This is a genomic window from Halomonas sp. ALS9, assembly GCF_001651035.1.
In the GTDB taxonomy this organism is placed as follows: Bacteria; Pseudomonadota; Gammaproteobacteria; order Pseudomonadales; family Halomonadaceae; genus Vreelandella.
This window is the reverse complement of sequence record NZ_LXRG01000192.1, coordinates 83110-100654: the sequence shown is the minus strand read 5'-3', so window position 1 is coordinate 100654 and position 17545 is coordinate 83110. Positions and strand designations below refer to the sequence as shown.

General features: G+C 45.3%; 15 protein-coding genes. All 15 read left to right on the top strand.

The genetic code is table 11. The features are described from left to right. Window positions 1-5 precede the first annotated feature (5 nt). Window positions 6-887, top strand: a complete 882-nt coding sequence (locus A6R74_RS14390; protein WP_064235175.1) for a flagellin N-terminal helical domain-containing protein — start codon at window positions 6-8, stop codon at window positions 885-887. 252 nt (window positions 888-1139) lie between these two features. After that, entirely contained in the window at window positions 1140-2021 is an 882-nt protein-coding gene (locus tag A6R74_RS14385) for a flagellin N-terminal helical domain-containing protein (RefSeq protein WP_064235174.1), read from the top strand. A gap of 386 nt (window positions 2022-2407) precedes the next feature. Further along, complete coding sequence (locus A6R74_RS14380; RefSeq protein WP_165603387.1) at window positions 2408-5815, top strand: glycosyltransferase; 3408 nt, start codon at window positions 2408-2410, stop codon at window positions 5813-5815. Next, entirely contained in the window at window positions 5808-6806 is a 999-nt protein-coding gene (pseB, locus tag A6R74_RS14375) for a UDP-N-acetylglucosamine 4,6-dehydratase (inverting) (protein WP_064235172.1), read from the top strand. Before A6R74_RS14380 ends, pseB begins: the two co-directional genes overlap by 8 nt. Before the next feature lie 2 nt (window positions 6807-6808). Then, complete coding sequence (gene pseC / locus A6R74_RS14370) at window positions 6809-7981, top strand: UDP-4-amino-4,6-dideoxy-N-acetyl-beta-L-altrosamine transaminase (protein WP_064235171.1); 1173 nt, start codon at window positions 6809-6811, stop codon at window positions 7979-7981. After that, window positions 7978-8682, top strand: a complete 705-nt coding sequence (pseF, locus tag A6R74_RS14365; RefSeq protein ID WP_064235170.1) for a pseudaminic acid cytidylyltransferase — start codon at window positions 7978-7980, stop codon at window positions 8680-8682. The genes pseC and pseF overlap by 4 nt, the downstream gene beginning before the upstream one ends. After that, window positions 8679-9782, top strand: a complete 1104-nt coding sequence (gene pseG, locus A6R74_RS14360; RefSeq protein WP_064235169.1) for a UDP-2,4-diacetamido-2,4,6-trideoxy-beta-L-altropyranose hydrolase — start codon at window positions 8679-8681, stop codon at window positions 9780-9782. The genes pseF and pseG overlap by 4 nt, the downstream gene beginning before the upstream one ends. Beyond that, entirely contained in the window at window positions 9779-10426 is a 648-nt protein-coding gene (locus A6R74_RS14355; protein ID WP_064235168.1) for a formyltransferase family protein, read from the top strand. Before pseG ends, A6R74_RS14355 begins: the two co-directional genes overlap by 4 nt. Beyond that, the gene (gene pseI / locus A6R74_RS14350) at window positions 10416-11468 is read left to right on the top strand and encodes a pseudaminic acid synthase (RefSeq protein ID WP_064235167.1); all 1053 of its coding nucleotides are present in this window, start codon (window positions 10416-10418) and stop codon (window positions 11466-11468) included. The genes A6R74_RS14355 and pseI overlap by 11 nt, the downstream gene beginning before the upstream one ends. 3 nt (window positions 11469-11471) lie before the next feature. Next, entirely contained in the window at window positions 11472-12611 is a 1140-nt protein-coding gene (locus A6R74_RS14345) for an N-acetyl sugar amidotransferase (protein WP_064235166.1), read from the top strand. Continuing rightward, complete coding sequence (gene hisH / locus A6R74_RS14340; RefSeq protein ID WP_064235165.1) at window positions 12601-13221, top strand: imidazole glycerol phosphate synthase subunit HisH; 621 nt, start codon at window positions 12601-12603, stop codon at window positions 13219-13221. Before A6R74_RS14345 ends, hisH begins: the two co-directional genes overlap by 11 nt. 11 nt (window positions 13222-13232) lie before the next feature. Beyond that, window positions 13233-13949, top strand: a complete 717-nt coding sequence (locus A6R74_RS14335; protein WP_064235164.1) for a HisA/HisF-related TIM barrel protein — start codon at window positions 13233-13235, stop codon at window positions 13947-13949. Continuing rightward, window positions 13936-15114, top strand: a complete 1179-nt coding sequence (locus tag A6R74_RS14330; RefSeq protein WP_064235163.1) for an N-acetyl sugar amidotransferase — start codon at window positions 13936-13938, stop codon at window positions 15112-15114. The genes A6R74_RS14335 and A6R74_RS14330 overlap by 14 nt, the downstream gene beginning before the upstream one ends. A 4-nt stretch (window positions 15115-15118) precedes the next feature. Continuing rightward, window positions 15119-16273, top strand: a complete 1155-nt coding sequence (locus A6R74_RS14325; protein ID WP_064235162.1) for a DUF4915 domain-containing protein — start codon at window positions 15119-15121, stop codon at window positions 16271-16273. A 279-nt stretch (window positions 16274-16552) separates the two neighbouring features. Next, window positions 16553-17446, top strand: coding sequence for a methyltransferase domain-containing protein (locus A6R74_RS14320; RefSeq protein ID WP_064235161.1), 894 nt, complete (start codon window positions 16553-16555; stop codon window positions 17444-17446). The last annotated feature ends 99 nt before the right edge of the window (window positions 17447-17545 follow it).

Here is a 17545-nt window from a genome sequence, read left to right as displayed (position 1 = left end):
CTCACATGTCTGTAATCAACACTAACATTACTGCCCTGATCGGCCAGAACAACCTGTCCAACTCCCAGTCTATGCTGGCTAAAGCGCAAGAGCGCCTTTCTTCTGGCCTGCGTATTAACAGCGCTGCTGACGATGCGGCTGGTCAAGCCATCGCCAACAAAATGACTGCCCAGATCAAAGGCATGGATCAGGCTAGCCGTAATGCTAGCGACGGTATCTCTTTGGTACAGACCATGGAAGGCGGTCTTGACCAAATCAACGACAACCTGCAGCGTATTCGTGAGTTAGCGGTACAAGGTGCCAACGATACCAATGCTACAGAAGACCGTGATGCGATCGTTACCGAGATCAATGAGCGCTTGGCTGAGATTGATCGTGTGGCTGGCAGCAATAACTTTAACGGCACTAGCCTACTGAACGTAAGTGGTGGCGGTACTCTAAATATTCAGGTTGGTTCCAATACTGAAGATGAGGACGTTATTACCGTTGCTACGCTTGACGCTACAGTTGCAGGTCTTGGAATGTCAGGTGGCTCGATCACTGCTGTTGCTGGCTCTGAGTCAACATTTGAGATTTCTGGCGGAGCAGCAGCAGGTGTTGTTCACGATCAGTTCCAGTCACTGGTTGATTCCGTTGACGCTGCAACTGAGACGCTAGATACCAACCGTGCAACCTTGGGTGCGACGCTGAACCGTTTTGACTCAGTGATTGATAACCTGGCCACAACGTCAACCAATCTTTCTGAAGCCCGTTCGCGTATCGAAGACGCTGACTACGCTGTGGAAGTGTCTAACATGACACGCGCTAACATTCTTCAGCAGGCCGGTACTTCCATGCTGGCACAGGCTAACCAGACTCCGCAGTCTGTACTGTCTCTGCTGGGCTAATACCCTTGATGGTAATATGTAAACGATAGTAATGACGGGGCCAATGGGCCCCGTTTTTATTTTAAGGCTGAAGGCTCCAAATATCGCCGTTAAGAAGCAGCTGTCGTATCAATCAGAATTGTTACAGTAATTTACATAAAAAAGAGCGGTTTTTTCTAAAGAAGTAGGTGGGGAGGCCGTTAATTATAATAACGGCAACGCAGGTGCCGCAAAGCAGGCCACTAGGCCAGTTAATCTCCAAGGAGCACTCACATGTCTGTAATTAATACTAATATTACTGCCCTGATCGGCCAGAACAACCTTTCTAACTCCCAGTCTATGCTGGCCAAAGCGCAAGAGCGTCTGTCTTCTGGCCTGCGCATTAACAGCGCAGCTGACGATGCTGCTGGTCAAGCCATCGCCAACAAAATGACAGCTCAGATCCGCGGTATGGATCAAGCAAGCCGTAATGCTAGCGACGGTATCTCATTGGTACAAACCATGGAAGGCGGTCTTGACCAAATCAACGACAACCTACAGCGTATTCGTGAGTTAGCGGTACAAGGTGCCAACGATACCAACGCTACAGAAGACCGTGATGCGATCGTTACCGAGATCAATGAGCGCTTAGCTGAGATTGATCGTGTGGCTGGCAGCAATAACTTTAATGGCACTAGCCTACTGAACGTAAGTGGTGGCGGTACTCTAAATATTCAGGTTGGTTCCAATACTGAAGATGAGGACGTTATTACCGTTGCTACGCTTGACGCCACAGTTGCAGGTCTTGGAATGTCAGGTGGCGCGATCACTGCTGTTGCTGGCTCTGAGTCAACATTTGAGATTTCTGGCGGAGCAGCAGCAGGTGTTGTTCACGATCAGTTCCAGTCACTGGTTGATTCCGTTGACGCTGCAACTGAGACGCTAGATACCAACCGTGCAACCTTGGGTGCGACGCTGAACCGTTTTGACTCAGTGATTGATAACCTGGCCACGACGTCAACCAACCTTTCTGAAGCCCGTTCGCGTATCGAAGATGCCGACTACGCAGTGGAAGTGTCTAACATGACGCGTGCCAACATTCTTCAGCAGGCTGGTACCTCCATGCTGGCACAGGCGAACCAGACGCCGCAGTCTGTACTATCTCTGCTGGGCTAATCTTTTAGCTAGTGATGTACAACGTAAAGTAATGACGGGGCTCAATCGGGCCCCGTTTTTTTGCGTGTTAGACTGATAATCTCGTCTGTACTGTATTTCTGGCGCCTTATTTAGAGTTAGTAATCGAGAGCCGCTTAAACGTAAAATCTCAATTTGTGACTTGCTTCAAGCTCTGCATGGCGCTGATCTTGAGAACACATACTCAAATACAGGCGCATTCGTGCCTTTGCTGACTGCGCTAGCACGGTAAGCTGGGTAAATTGCCATTTTTCTCTGTGAGCCGCTTCATGGTCAAGACCTCCTCTGCCCCTACTACTCAAAAACGCAAACCTCGCCTGCTTTGGGCTAATCCTTCCTGCTTATTGGATACCTCCAGCGGTGCTAGCATGACCGTGCGCGAAATGCTGTTACAACTGGCGGCGCGTGGCTATGAGATTAAGGTGTTGGGGGCAACCATTTTTGATAATCCCAAGGGGATGGGGCGACTCAAGGAGCAATATTCAGACCTGAATGCTCACCTACATCAACTGATTGAAGCTGAAGATGGCCCGCTGAACCATCAATTGGTGGTCAGCTATAGTCACAATCGCAGCCATTTTACGTCCCATGAAGAGGGGCTTTGGTACAGCCAGTACCTCTATATGCTGGATTCATTTAAGCCTGATGTTGTTTGGTACTACGGCGGCCAAACCTTGGATATGCTAATTGCCGCTGAAGCGCGTGACCGAGGTATCCCTGTCGCTTTCTATCTAGCCAATGGCAACTATAAAGCATCAAATTGGTGTCGTGACATCGATTTGATTCTTACCGATAGCCAGGCCACGGCTGATATGTACCGTAAAACAGTGGGCTATGCAGCCAAACCTGTGGGCAAGTTCATCGCCCCTGAGAATTTTATCGCCGAACACCATGAGCGAAATCGACTGCTGTTTGTTAACCCCAGTTGGCAAAAGGGTGCCAGCGTGGTTGTGCAACTGGCAGAAAAGCTGGAGCGAGAAAGACCTGATATTGAGCTTGAAGTGGTAGAAGCCCGGGCCGACTGGCCAGCTGTACTGCGGGAGACTACACGCCGAATGGGCGAGCAGCGTAACTCATTAAGTAATGTTGTAGTGACCCCTAATACCAGCGATATGCGAGGCCCTTACAGCCGTGCTCGCGTGGTGGTGGCGCCTAGTCTATGGTGGGAAAGCTCTGGGCGTATGCTGGCTGAAGCTATGCTGAACGGTATTCCTGCGCTAATTACCAACCGCGGTGGTATGCCCGAAATGATCGGCGACGCGGGTATTGCCTTTGATTTTCCGGATGCTTGTTATGAAGAACCCTACCAACATCTTCTCAGTGACGAGGAGCTACAACCTTTAACGGATGCAGTCATCAGCTTTTTCGATGACGAAGACCTTTATCAGGACTATGTCGATCGTGCCAGGCAGGTAGGCAAAGAGAAGCACCACCTTGACCGCGCTACTGATAAGCTGATTAGTGCTTTAACGCCTCTAGTAGGGCTACGTGCTGGCAACAAAGATTTCGCTATTATTCAGAAGAAACGCCACCGTCAACGGTTAGCCAGTCGAGCAACCAAGCCAACGTTCAAAGTCGATAACTCATTTCAACAGTTGGTTGGCGCTGGAACGAACGCCAAACCCGGTGAAGATTCGCAGTCGCAACATCTCTGCTTGGCGAATGACTTTACTTGGCAGTTCAAAGGCAAAGTGATGGTGCTTGACAATCGTGCCAGCTTAATTAAAAGTGGCCTTGCCGAACAGATGGTAGCTACGAAAGCATTCGGTATTGTCGCTTTTGACCCCGCCAGTGAAGTAAAAGACGCCAAGCAATATGATGGCAGTGAGTATATTCAGTTATTCCAGCACGCCCTGCTAGGCGATGGAAAAGCGGCCACGCTTCATGCCTGTGTAGCCCCCGAAATGTCCAGTACTCTTTCTCCGCTACCGGCAGAAAAACTACCCAAGCGCCACCAATTGGGCGCCAAGCCTTTAGCTGAATTGCCGATTAGCTCGATAGCCATAGATAGCATTGAAGGTTTAGGAAATCTCGATTGGCTAATTCTAGATGAGCTAAGCGACGCTATGGCAGTTCTGGAAAATGGAAAAAAGGCACTGACTCACACACTGCTGATTCAGGTGCGAGTGCCTTTCCAACTTACCCATGAAAAACAGCCTAGCTTTGCTGAACTACAGCACTGGGCCAGCCGAAATGGTTTCCGCTTTTATCGCTTCCACAATATTCGACACTACAGCCATTTGCCAGAAGAGTTGAACTCCCGTGCACCTTGCGCTACCGAGCAAGAAAGCGCCGATGTGCTTTTTCTTCCTTCCCACGAGCGCATGGCGGCTCTGAGTGATGAAAATAAAACGAAACTCGCTTTTGTGCTAAGTGCTGTCTTTGCAGTGCATGATGTTGCTTTTGAGCTGTTAGCCGACATTAGCAAGAATAAGGCGCTGGAGTTTCTTGAAGCGCAAGAGCTTTTGCCCAAGGCGTCTGCGACAAAAACACAGGTACCACCTCCTGCAGGCCCACCTATCCCGCAGAGCGAGCATGTCAAAGGTGAAGCAGTAGTCACTGTTTTGTGCCCAACCTATAATCATGGTCCCTATATTGAGGATGCTCTGAAAGGCTTTGTTTCGCAGAAAACTAACTTCCCGTTTGAAGTTATCGTAATTGATGATGCATCAACTGATGATGCCCAGGAAATTATCAGTAGGTATGCAAGTGAGTACCCTGAATTAATACGTCCAGTTTTTAATGAAGTTAACTTGAGGTCTTCACGGAAGGGCATGGCAGTTGATTTGAAGAAAATGGCTCGTGGTAAATACATAGCTTACTGTGAAGGGGATGATTATTGGGTCGATGAAAATCAGTTGCAGTTACAGTTTGATTTTATGGAGTCTAATTCAGATTACTCAGTTTGTTATCATAATGCGTTTGTCTTTAGTGGTAATGATATTGTCAGAAGATCCAAACTCCCAGATATAGAGAAGAGAGATTTTTCTCAGGATGATTTGCTGCTGAATAATTGTTTTTTGCTAACGCAAACTAGATTCATTAGAAAAGAAGATCATTTTTCACCACGTGGGCCAGAAGCTCGAAGGATAAGCAACGGTGATAACTTATTAATCAGCAGGCTTGGGTTGTTAGGGAAAGGAAAGTATTTAGCTAATATTAAACCAGCGGCGTATCGATTACATGAGCAATCGACATGGTCTAGTAAGAAATCCCTAGATAAAATGCTTATGTTAAGTAATTCACTTAATTGGATAGGTGTGTTTCACGAAAGAGAGGGTAGGAAGAAAGTTGCTGCTTATTATTATGGTAAGTCGAAAGCAACGGCTAATGGTAGTTATTTTGAAAATAGAAATGTGTCGAAAAGTTTTCTGATTAAGTTGAATAAGTTGGGAGTGGAGAAACCGTGCGATATTTTAGAATTTTCTTCGCTAAATAACCTGTTTTTTAAAGGAAGTAATAATGTTGTTAAGAGTGCGAATAGTGATAAGAATACCTTCATAGTCGACGTTGATGGAATTGAATTTGATGCGCCCGATAGGCATTACAAAATGACCGTTATAAGCGAGTTTTCGGGGTTTTCTGACAATCCTGAAAAGCTTGCGCGAGAAGTAGTCAGAATCTCATCGTCTGTAGTCGTTACTGGCCCCGAAGTAAAAGATGAGGCTGTGTGTGAAAAAATCAAAAAAATATTTGCACGCCATGCTAAAAAAACAGATTTGCTAGATAGTGGTTCAATGGTTTTCTACGCATTTGAAAAAGGTGCATATGTTTAACGATAAATCAGTTTTGATTACCGGCGGAACCGGCTCCTTTGGCCACACCTTTGTTCCTATGCTGCTCGAACGCTACAACCCTCGCCGGGTCATCATCTTCTCTCGTGACGAGATGAAACAGTGGGAGATGGCCAGGTTGTTTCAAGGCGATGATCGTCTAAGATTCTTTATTGGCGATGTACGGGATCGGGAGCGTGTGTATCGAGCATTGGATGGCGTCGATTACGTAGTACATGCTGCCGCAACCAAAATTGTACCCACTGCCGAGTACAATCCCTTTGAGTGCATCAAAACAAATATCAACGGTGCCATGAACGTGATCGATGCGTGTATCGACAAAGGGGTCAAAGGGGTTGTTGCGTTGTCCACTGATAAAGCCAGTAGCCCCATTAATTTGTACGGTGCTACCAAACTAGCGTCTGATAAAGTTTTTGTAGCGGGTAACTCCTACGCTGGTGGTCATGAAACCAAATTTTCCGTAGTTCGGTATGGCAACGTAATGGGCTCACGCGGTTCCGTAATACCGTTCTTTATGTCGATCAAAGATAAGGGTGTACTGCCTATTACCGATCCACGCATGACTCGCTTTATGATTAGTCTGGAGCAGGGCGTGCAACTGGTTTGGCATGCCTTTGAAGACATGGTGGGTGGCGAGATTTATGTAAAGAAAATTCCGTCAATGAAGGTCACAGATTTGGCGCGCGTTATTGCACCAGAGGCCAAGCAAGAAATAGTCGGCATTCGACCTGGCGAAAAACTGCACGAACAAATGATTGGTTCAGAAGACTCCCACTTTACCTACGAGTACGCGGAGCACTTCAAGATATTGCCGAGTATCAATAACTGGGGTAATTCCGTAGAACGTATCAAGGATGGCAAAAAAGTGCCTGAAGGTTTTGTTTACTCAAGCGATAACAACACCGAATGGATGACCGACGACGAGCTAAAAAGCTGGATTGATCACCATTATAACGAAATCGGCAAGATTTGATCATGATTCCATATGGCAAACAGGATATCACTCAATCTGATATTGATGCTGTAGTTAAGGTATTGAGGTCAGACTTCCTGACACAAGGCCCGAAAGTACCTGCTTTTGAGCAGAAAGTAGCTGAACATGTGGGTGCCAAACACGCGCTTGCTGTAAACAGCGCGACTTCAGCCTTACACATTGCCTGCAAAGCGCTGGGATTGGGATCGGGTGATTGGTTATGGACGACGCCCATTACCTTCGTGGCTTCTGCCAATTGTGGATTGTATTGCGGTGCCCGGGTCGATTTCGTGGATATAGACCCGAAAACCTACAACCTATGTCCGAAGGCTCTCGAAGCCAAGTTGCAAGAAGCCGAGCAGAATAACCGCCTACCGAAAGTGTTGGTGGCCGTTCATTTGTGTGGCCAGCCCTGCGATATGGAAGCGATCTATGATCTGAGTCAGCGCTTTGGTTTCCGCATCGTTGAAGATGCTTCTCACGCCATTGGTGGCAAGTATAAGGGCAAATTTATAGGCAGTGGGCGCTACAGTGATATTACCGTCTTCAGTTTCCACCCGGTAAAGATTGTCACCACCGCTGAAGGAGGCATGGCGCTGACCAATAATGACGAACTGGCTAGCCGTATGAGACTATTGCACAGCCACGGCATTACCCGTGATCAGAACCTCATGACGCATGAGCCGGATGGCCCCTGGTATTACCAGCAGGTGGAGCTGGGTTATAACTATCGCATGACCGAGCTGCAGGCTGCGTTGGGCATCAGTCAGATGGATCGGCTGGATGCTTTTATATCCCGTCGTCATGAGCTGGCCAAACGTTACGATAAACTCTTAAAAGATCTGCCCGTAATGACGCCCTGGCAGCACCCTGACAGTTATACCGGCTTGCACTTATATGTGATTCGCCTGCAACTGGGTGCAATCAACAAAACTCACCGACAAGTGTTTGAGTCTTTGAGAGAGCAAGGCATAGGAGTGAATCTGCACTATATCCCTGTACATACCCAGCCCTATTACCAAGAAATGGGTTTTAAACCAGAAGCCTTCCCGAAAGCGATGCAGTATTATCGGGAAACAATCAGTTTACCGATGTTCCAGGGGCTAACGGATGAACAACAGGATGACGTGATGCAGGCGCTGAAAACGGCTCTGGAAGTTGGAAGCTATTTATGAGCCGAGTTGCGATCATCCCCGCTCGTGGTGGCAGCAAACGTATCCCTCGCAAAAATGTTACAAAATTCTGTGGCAAACCGATGATTGCCTGGTCAATTGAAGCCGCAAAAGCCAGCGGTTGTTTCGACAAAATCATCGTGTCCACAGACGATCATGATATCGCCGATGTAGCCGAACAATGGGGTGCAGAAGCTCCATTTCTTCGCCCAAGCGATCTGGCTGATGACTATACGGGTACACTTCCGGTGATTCGACATGCAGTTCAATGGCTCACTAATCATGAAGTGAAGGTTGACTATGCCTGTTGCGTCTACGCAACAGCGCCTTTCGTCACCTCAAAAGATCTCCTGCGTGGGTGGGAATTAATTCATCAAAGCGGTGCTAGCTTTGTGTTTTCGGTAACCAGCTACGCTTTTCCGATTCAGCGGGCTATCCGGATCACTGAGAATGGCCGGGTTGCTATGTTTAACCCAGAGCATTCCCAGACGCGATCCCAAGACCTGGAAGAAGCCTGGCACGATGCGGGTCAGTTTTACTGGGGCACAGCTGACGCCTGGTTGGAAGAAAAACCGATCTTTGGCGAAGACTCGTTGCCGGTAAAACTACCACGCCACCGCGTACAGGATATCGATACCTCTGAAGACTGGACCCGTGCTGAGTGGCTCTTTAAAGCAATGCGGGCAGAAACGGAGACTCAATGAAGGTTGCCTTCCGCGCCGATGCCTCTGTCCAGATCGGCACCGGCCATGTGATGCGTTGCCTAACTCTGGCTGAAGAGCTGCGTCGGCAGGGCCATCAGTGCCTGTTTATTTGTAGAAACCATGAAGGCCATCTGGCAGGTTTGATTACTGAAAAGGGTTTTGATCTTCATCTGCTGCAGTCGCCAGCCCAATTAGAAACGTTAGCAAAAGATGAACCAACGCTTGCACATTCCGGTTGGCTAGGCGTTCCATGGGAAACCGATGCCAAGCAAACGCTTGAAGTGCTCGCCCGGAACAACATTGATTGGCTGATTGTCGACCATTACGCACTCGACAGCCAATGGGAGTGCCAACTGGCCGAAGCCGTTGGCCAGATTATGGTGATTGATGACTTGGCTGACCGGGAGCATGAGTGTGCGGTGTTATTGGATCAAAATCTGGGGCGCGAATCTGCAGATTACGAAGCGCTGATCCCTTCGACCTGTACCAAACTGATCGGTCCGCAGTTTGCGCTACTTCGTCCAGAATTTGCAGAGCTGAGGCCGACCAGCCTTGAACGCAGGCGCGCACCGGAGTTCAAGCGAATCCTGATCTCTTTGGGCGGCGTTGACCGCACCAATGTTACGGGCGAGGTGCTAGAAGTCCTTTCAAACAGCACTCTTCCAACAGAGACCGAGTTGGACATTGTGATGGGCAGGTCTGCTCCTCATCTTGAATATGTAAAAAAACAGGCTTTGGAGCTTCCTTTTCAGTCAACGGTGAGTGTAAGTGTCAATGATATCGCCGCGCGGATGTGTGCCGCTGATTTTTCAATTGGCGGGGCTGGTAGCACCTCTTGGGAGCGATGTTGCCTGGGCTTGCCGTCAATAGTGGTTGTACTGGCAAACAACCAAAGGTTGATTGCAGCTGCGCTTGAGAAAGCGGGCTGTGCTGAAAAGTCATCTATCAGTGGCGTTGACGGACGGGTTAGAAGTGTAATCCAAAAACTGAATGCTCAGCATTCAATACTGATGCATATGTCGGATAATGCTGAGAAAGTCTGCGATGGAAAAGGATGTCTACGCGTAGTAAGCACTCTGTGCCCTGGGGACAACGTATGAAGATCACCATCTTATGCAGCGACGTCGCCCACCCTGTTAACGTTTACTTGAAGCGTTGGGTGCAGCAGCACGAAGGAGTACATCAGATTGAGCTTGCTCGCTCCCGGTCAGAACTGAGAGGTGGGGATTTTCTATTTTTGGTTTCCTGTTCAGACATTATCAAGCAGGAGCATCGGGCTAGATACCGCCACATACTTGTTCTACACGCCAGCGATCTACCACAAGGCCGTGGTTGGAGTCCCCATGTCTGGGAAATAGTACATGGTGCCAAAGAAATTACCCTAAGCCTCTTGGAAGCCGAAGATCAAGTAGATACCGGTCGAATCTGGCGCAAGCGGATCATCCCGATCGAGAAAACCGCTCTCTGGTATGAAGTAAATCACTCGCTCTTCGAGGCTGAGATTGAGTTAATGTCAGAAGCCATTGAGCCATTAAGCCAAATTAATCCGAAACCTCAAAGTGGCATTGCAGAGCCTAGCTATTATCGTCGCCGGGGCCCAGAAGACAGTGAAATCAATCCTGAGAAATCAATCTCAGAACAGTTTGATCTGCTAAGGATGTGCGACCCGGATCGCTACCCTGCTTGGTGTGAGATACATGGGCAAAAATACAAGATCGTTTTGGAGAAGCTGAATGATGAATAATGTAGTGATAGCCGGGAGGAAGATCGGTTCTGATCAGCCCCCTTACATCATCGCCGAGATGTCAGCCAATCATAATGGCAATATCGAAACAGCTTTTCGAATTATTGACGAAGCCAAAAAAGCGGGTGCGGATGCTCTAAAAATTCAGACGTATACACCGGATACCATTACGCTGGATTCCGACTTACCAGATTTTCAGATTAAAGGCGGCCTATGGGATGGCAAAACGTTGTACGAGCTTTATGAGTGGGCTCATACTCCTTGGGATTGGCACAAACCTCTCTTCGAACACTCTAGAAAGATAGGTATTCCAATTTTCAGCTCTCCCTTCGATTCCACCGCTGTGGATCTGCTGGAAGGGCTGAATGCACCAGCCTATAAAATTGCTTCATTTGAATCGGTCGACTTGCAACTCATTCGCTATGTCGCTGCTACCGGTAAGCCCATGATCATATCCACCGGCATGGCCAATGCTGAGGAAATAGAGGAAGCAATTACGGCAGCAAGAGAAGGTGGCTGCAAGCAGCTGGCCATTCTGCATTGTGTTAGCGGTTATCCTGCTCCCGCAGAAGACTACAACCTGAGAACGATTGCAGACATGATTGAGCGTTTCGGGTTGGTCACTGGTTTGTCGGACCATACTCTGGATAACACCACTGCAATTGCTAGCATTGTGATGGGAGCGTCCCTGATTGAAAAACACTTTACACTGGATCGGAACGGCGGTGGCCCTGACGATAGCTTCTCACTGGAGCCTGCCGATCTGGCTGCGCTCTGCAGGGACAGTAAAACGGCCTGGAAGGCAATAGGCGAGGTTGACTACGGGCGAAAATCAAGTGAGCACGGAAATGTAAAGTTCAGGCGTTCTTTGTACTTCGTTAATGATTTAAAAGCAGGTGCAATTATTTCTGACGCTGATATTAGAAGCGTTAGGCCTGGGTACGGAATAGAGCCGAAATATATGGAAGAATTAATTGGTAAGAAGTTGAAAACAGATATTTTTAAAAACACCCCAGTCTGCTGGGAAAGTTTGGAATCTTAAACGTTGAAATACTGTAAAACATGTCTAACAACAGATCTTCGACCCAATGCTCAATTTTCAGGCGGTATATGCATCGCGTGTAGATACGCGACTACGAGTAGCAATGGGTCTAGTTCATTAAAGCTACGTCAGTTAGAAGAGCTAATCGCAGCAGCAAAAAAGAAACAAAGATCTAAAGGATCTTATGATTGTATCGTCGGCGTAAGTGGTGGAAAGGATAGTACGAGACAAGCACATTGGGTGAGAGATCGTTTAGGGCTACGTCCATTGCTAGTGTGTGCAGCTTATCCTCCTAAACAAATGAGCGATATTGGCGCAGAGAATCTAAGTAATTTGATTTCTATGGGGTTTGACTTGATGGCAGTTACACCGGCTCCCAAGACTGCTGCTTCGTTAGCCCTAGAGTCATTCGAAAAGTTTGGCAACGTTTGTAAATCGACCGAAATGTCACTGTTTTCTACAGTACCTCGGCTTGCCATTGAACATGGCGTAAACATGATCTTTTGGGGCGAAAATCCAGCACTACAAGTCGGAGACTCGGCGGTTGAAGGTGTAGATGAGTTTGATGGAAATAATCTGCGAAAATTAAATACACTAACTGAAGGCGGTAATGACTGGATCACAAGCTTTGTGACTGAATCTTACAAGGCAAAGCACTACTTTTATCCAGGTGAGATACAATTCAAAAGAAAAAAAATAAAAATATTCTACCTAGGTGCTGCTTGGGACGATTGGAGTAACGAGCAAAACTCTACATACGCTGCTCTTCAAGGCCTAACATTGCGTCCAGGTGATGAGGTAGAGACTGGTGATATATCTAACGCATCAATGTTGGATGAGGAGTTTACGAACATTAATATGATGTTGAAATATTATAAGTTCGGCTTCGGTAGAGCTACAGATTTAGTCAACGAAAAAATACGAGGTGGAGAGTTATCGCGTGAAGAAGGAGTCGAAATAGTCAAAAAATATGATGGTGTATGCTCGGATCGAATCATTAATGGCTTTTGCGATTATGTAGGGATCGACAATAATAGGTTTTGGACTATTGCCAATAAGTGGATTAATGTCGACTTGTTTGACGTTTCAATTACCGGGCGGCCACAACCTAAATTCGAAGTAGGGGTTGATAGTGAAAGTTGATTTAATAGACTTGGGGATAGGTAATACCCGATCAGTCACTAACTGGCTTACCAAAGTTAATTGCGATGTCAACGTGATCAATCGAGTTGAGGATATTAATAGCGAGTTACTAGTGATGCCAGGAGTTGGTGCAGCAGGGAAGTTTATGCATAAACTGAGAAAAACAGGTTTCGATAACTCTGTCCGGAATCATGTCAGTGCAGGTGGTCGCTTATTGGGCATTTGCTTGGGTTTTCAAGTAATGTTTGAGTATTCAGAGGAAGATGGGGGAGTCCAAACGCTTGGGATTCTCGGAGGGAAGGTTGAACGTCTTAGGGGAGTCGGCACCCACAATGGTTGGGAGCAGACAAGCTTTGATTTTCGACAAGTAGACATATCGGAGCATTGGCGGAAGGCAAAATTAACTAGGGCTAAGGTCTTATGTGGGCGTTTTTTTTACAATCATGAGTACGCTGCTGTAAACGGTGATAGAGATCAACGTAGTTTTCCAATATCTAACTCGCTTAAAAATTACAGTGGGGTAGTTATTAGTCGCAATGTAATAGGTGTTCAGTATCATCCCGAAAAAAGCCAGCAGTCTGGTATAGAATTCCTTCGACACATCTTGTAGGAGGATGTAGTTTGAGAATCGGCGCTTCAATTATTATGAAAAATAGGGTAGCAGTCCAGTCATATGGCTGGAATTTACTGCGCCCGCTTGGTGATCTACAATTCATTTTAGACTCTTTGGATGAATATGAGTGTGATGAAATAACCGTATTACGATATGCGAGATCGGAAGACGACGCGCAAGCATACAATGCCGACATAGATGTATTGGAGAGTTGTAATACATTAAGCCCTTTAAGTTTTGGTGGTGGAATTAGATCCTTAAAAGATCTTGAGAAGATTCGTCGTCTCCCTGTAGAGAGGCTTGTCTTCTCTTCTGCGGTATTCGAAGGAAATTATTCCTTAATAGAGGAAGCGGCAACACTCTTTGGTCATCAAGCTATACAGTGTTTGATTCCAATTTCTTATAATAACGATAAAGTCAGGGTGTTTATACCAAGCCAGAATAGATTTATTGGAGTAGAAGAAATTGATTTTGAAAGCTTGCATAACCTGTGTAATGAGTTGATCGTTTATGATACTGATGCCGATGGTTTCGATAACCTTTTTTCCTTTAATGCACTCCAAGATATTAAATTTCCATTGCCTCGAACTATTTTAATGGGGGGGATAGGGTTAGATGTGATCAAGAGGGCTAAGTCAGAAGGGGTGGCTGCTGTCTCAATAGATAATAGAGTCCTTCATAAAGAATATTCAATCTTGGAGGCTAAAAAATATGCTGGCCTGTAAGAAGTGTTTATATCCAATAAATCATCCGTTTGGGTTAGAGTTATATAACGGGGTTTGTAGCGGTTGCATTACCCATCAAGAAAAAGATTCAATAAATTGGGAGGAAAGGCGTAAAGCTTTAATTGAAATTTTAGATGGCTCTACAAAGAGAAATAAGTCATATGACTGTGTAGTTCCAGTTATAGGTGACGCCGAGGATTATTACGTATTGTCCCTCGTGCTAGATTTAGGCCTTTCCCCTTTAGTCGTGGGTGTGAATGATTATTTTAAAAATGATATCGGATGGCATAATCTTCATAATCTAATTACGTATTTTGACGTTGACTCCGTCTTTTTTAATCCAGATTTCCATGTTTACCAAGAGTTAATTAAGACTAGTCTAAGAAAGTACGATAGTATTCTTTTGCCCTTTCATAATCTTCATACTGCATTTCCAGTTCATGTGGCCCATGATCGGAATATACCGTTAGTAATATGGGGGCAAAATCAAAGTGTTGAACAAGTTGGTAAGTTCAGTCATCTTGATTCTGTTGAGATGTCTAGGTGGAGTCGTAGGGAACATGACTTATTGAATGTGGAAGTTGATACCCTGATAGGTAATGGTGCGCAGATTGATACACGCAAACTGAATTACTATAGATACCCTGCTATCAAAAAAATAGCACGTCGTAATATTCATGGTTTATATTTGAGCAATTTTTTTCGGTGGGACCCGTTGAGTCAAAATTCAAGGTCATGCCAGTTCGGATTTTGGCCTGAGCCTAATTCGGCGACATTTGATCCATATGAGCGCGCAGGAAGTTCAGTTTATTACAATATTCATGACCTCCTAAAGTTTAAAAGAACTGGGTATAGAAAGTTGGATGACCACTTGGCGCGCGAAATTCGGCATGGTCGAGTAGATGCTAATACGTTAATAGAGTTAAAGTCAGAATATGCTGGTGCCTCAGTTGAAATCAAGCCTTTCTTTAAATGGTTAGGGGTCAGTGAGAGTGGTTACCAGTGGTACGTGGAACACCGGCTTGCAGCATTTGCTAACCTAATAAAATCCGGGGATGTTAATGAATCTGCAGTTCTTAGCAAACATTTTTCTTTGGTTCACGAATCTAGCGGCTTTGCGAGGGCACCAAGCAAGCAATTCATCCAATATGGAAAAGGTATTTAATTAGATGCGTAGAAATATCCGTGAGTTAGTGTTTTTTGGTAGTGGTGTGGTAGCTGAAAAATCGCTAAAAAGTAAGCCTGCATTTATTGTAGACAATAATCCTGATTTGGTCGGTGGTTTTTTTCATGGAATTGAAATTAAGTCACCTGAGGCTCTACGCAATAGGTCTGATGAATTTGAAGTCGTAATATGTACCACGTCAGTTTCTGAAGTGAAAGCACAACTTGAAAAATTAGGTTTCGTCTGGGGTAAGGATGCTAGGGTTTCGGATTACCTAGAAGAGCGCCTAGAAATTGCAGAGCTTGAAGATGAACGTTTTGCATTCCTCATATCAAGTGGTTTACCTTCGAATGCAACCGATGATTCAGGTGGCGGCGTCTATAAAATACAAGAAGGAGACTCTGATTATCCAGATATTGAAAAGCTTTATCCAGGGAATATCCATGGGATGATCAGATACAAAGATGGAATTGCGATATCCTCACAAGGTGAGGGGATTATCGTTCTTGATGCTGATTATAACGTGTCATCAGTTATTCCACTTCCTAAGTCGTCCAGACCTCATGGGTTAAGGCCGTTTAAAGGCGGATGGGTTTTTATTTCAAGCTATAATGATTCCATCGTTGGGATCAGCTCGCAGGGCGAAACTTTATTCGAGTATCCCTTCAGTGATAAAAAGACAAAATTCTCGTCCGCGCAACATCATTGCAATGACCTTATTGTTGTAGGCAGTTTTGCATACGTTTCTATGTTCTCTGTTTCAGGAAACTGGAAGAGAGGAGTATATGATGGCGGTTTAGTAGAGGTCAATCTTGATACTGGTGAAATGAAGGTAGTCGTGAACAACCTTACTATGCCGCACAGTGTTGATTTTATTGATGGTTCACTTAGGATATTGAACTCTTTCAAAGGAGAGGTGTTAACCAATAATTTTGAGAGTCAGTTTGTATTGTCAGGTTTTGTTCGAGGCTACGAGGAAAATGATAAGTATTGCTTTGTGGGCGAAAGCAAGAATAGAAATTTTTCGCGGTTAAATGTTGGTCGTAGTCCTGTTTCTGTAGATTCTAAAGTTACTGTAATACATAAGAAAAGAGGGTTTTGCCGATCGATTCCTCTCCCTAAGCGAATATCGGAGGTTCATAGCCTTATATTATTATGATTCTGGTTCGAGCCCATCAGTGGCCTGTCGCCGGTACATTCACGGGCTTTACCGACCGAAGTTAAACATTCATTATCCGAATTTATGACGATAGCAGCTTCAGTCACTTTTTGTTACTCCGCGTAAGATATCCGGGCTAGTAATTCGGAGACTTTCTAAATAGTTGAAGCAAAAAAAGAACGAATATGCTAACGCTCAAAGAAATGAAGCTTTTGTTGAAATGATTTGGTTTCACCGCTGGCATGCTGAAAGGCGCACTTACTGAAGGAGTTAAGAAAAATGAATTATAAGTTGTTTTTGGAATGTAGGGACGCCTATAAAACCGGGCAGAATGTAATGGATCTCGTGCAAAAATCGGTACCAAATAGTAGATCGTTAGCAATTGAGATAGCTTATGATCTACAGGCAGGAACATACATCAAGGATTTCTACAATAATGAAGAAAAGAAAAGAAGGTATACGGATGAAGGTGGAGACATTCTTGAGCGGCATATTAACAAAGATAGCGTGATTTTAAACGTTGGCGCAGGTGAGTTATGGACAATAGCTTTAATGGTAGACCGCTTTTCAGTAAAACCTAAAATGGTTTATAACTTAGAGATAAGTTGGTCTAGGATTTATAAAGGTTGTTCATTTTGGAACGATATTCACGGTGCCTCAATTAAGATGAAGCCTTTAGTGGCAGATATGCTCGAAATTCCTCTTCCGACAAAGTCTGTTGATATCGTTACTTCCAGCCATGCTTTGGAGGCGAATGGTAGCCAGTTAGGCGAAATTGTTAATGAACTTTTTAGGGTTTCGAGAGATAAATGTGTTCTTTTCGAACCATGTTATGAACTCTGTTCTAAAGAAGGCCGTGAGAGAATGGATAGGCTTGGTTATATTAAAGACGTAGAAAATGTCGTCGAAAATTTCGGCGGTAGTGTTGAGGATATTATTCCTATTACTCACTCTTCTAACGCGTTGAACCCAACAGCGTGTTTTATAATTAAAGTGCCTCCAAGTAAAGCAAGTTATGAAGGGGATAGCCACTTTACGGTTCCAGGTACAGACTACTTACTAGAATATAAAAAAGACTGTTATTATTCAATCGATACTGGTATAGCGTTTCCGATTCTAAAGGATATTCCAATTTTAAAAAGTGGCAGCGCTATTTTAGCGTCAAAGTACTGAAAACTTTCAGTACAACGCTCTTTTAAAGTAACTTTGTGCCATTATGGGTCATAAAGCTCTCTTTTAAAGCAGATATTTTCATGAATTATTCACGAGAAT

Coding starts and splice junctions, on each gene's coding strand:
- A6R74_RS14390 (WP_064235175.1), top strand. CDS start 6: ATGTCTGTAATCAACACTAACATTACTGCCCTGATCGGCCAGAACAAC.
- A6R74_RS14385 (WP_064235174.1), top strand. CDS start 1,140: ATGTCTGTAATTAATACTAATATTACTGCCCTGATCGGCCAGAACAAC.
- A6R74_RS14380 (WP_165603387.1), top strand. CDS start 2,408: ATGACCGTGCGCGAAATGCTGTTACAACTGGCGGCGCGTGGCTATGAG.
- pseB (WP_064235172.1), top strand. CDS start 5,808: ATGTTTAACGATAAATCAGTTTTGATTACCGGCGGAACCGGCTCCTTT.
- pseC (WP_064235171.1), top strand. CDS start 6,809: ATGATTCCATATGGCAAACAGGATATCACTCAATCTGATATTGATGCT.
- pseF (WP_064235170.1), top strand. CDS start 7,978: ATGAGCCGAGTTGCGATCATCCCCGCTCGTGGTGGCAGCAAACGTATC.
- pseG (WP_064235169.1), top strand. CDS start 8,679: ATGAAGGTTGCCTTCCGCGCCGATGCCTCTGTCCAGATCGGCACCGGC.
- A6R74_RS14355 (WP_064235168.1), top strand. CDS start 9,779: ATGAAGATCACCATCTTATGCAGCGACGTCGCCCACCCTGTTAACGTT.
- pseI (WP_064235167.1), top strand. CDS start 10,416: ATGATGAATAATGTAGTGATAGCCGGGAGGAAGATCGGTTCTGATCAG.
- A6R74_RS14330 (WP_064235163.1), top strand. CDS start 13,936: ATGCTGGCCTGTAAGAAGTGTTTATATCCAATAAATCATCCGTTTGGG.
- A6R74_RS14325 (WP_064235162.1), top strand. CDS start 15,119: ATGCGTAGAAATATCCGTGAGTTAGTGTTTTTTGGTAGTGGTGTGGTA.
- A6R74_RS14320 (WP_064235161.1), top strand. CDS start 16,553: ATGAATTATAAGTTGTTTTTGGAATGTAGGGACGCCTATAAAACCGGG.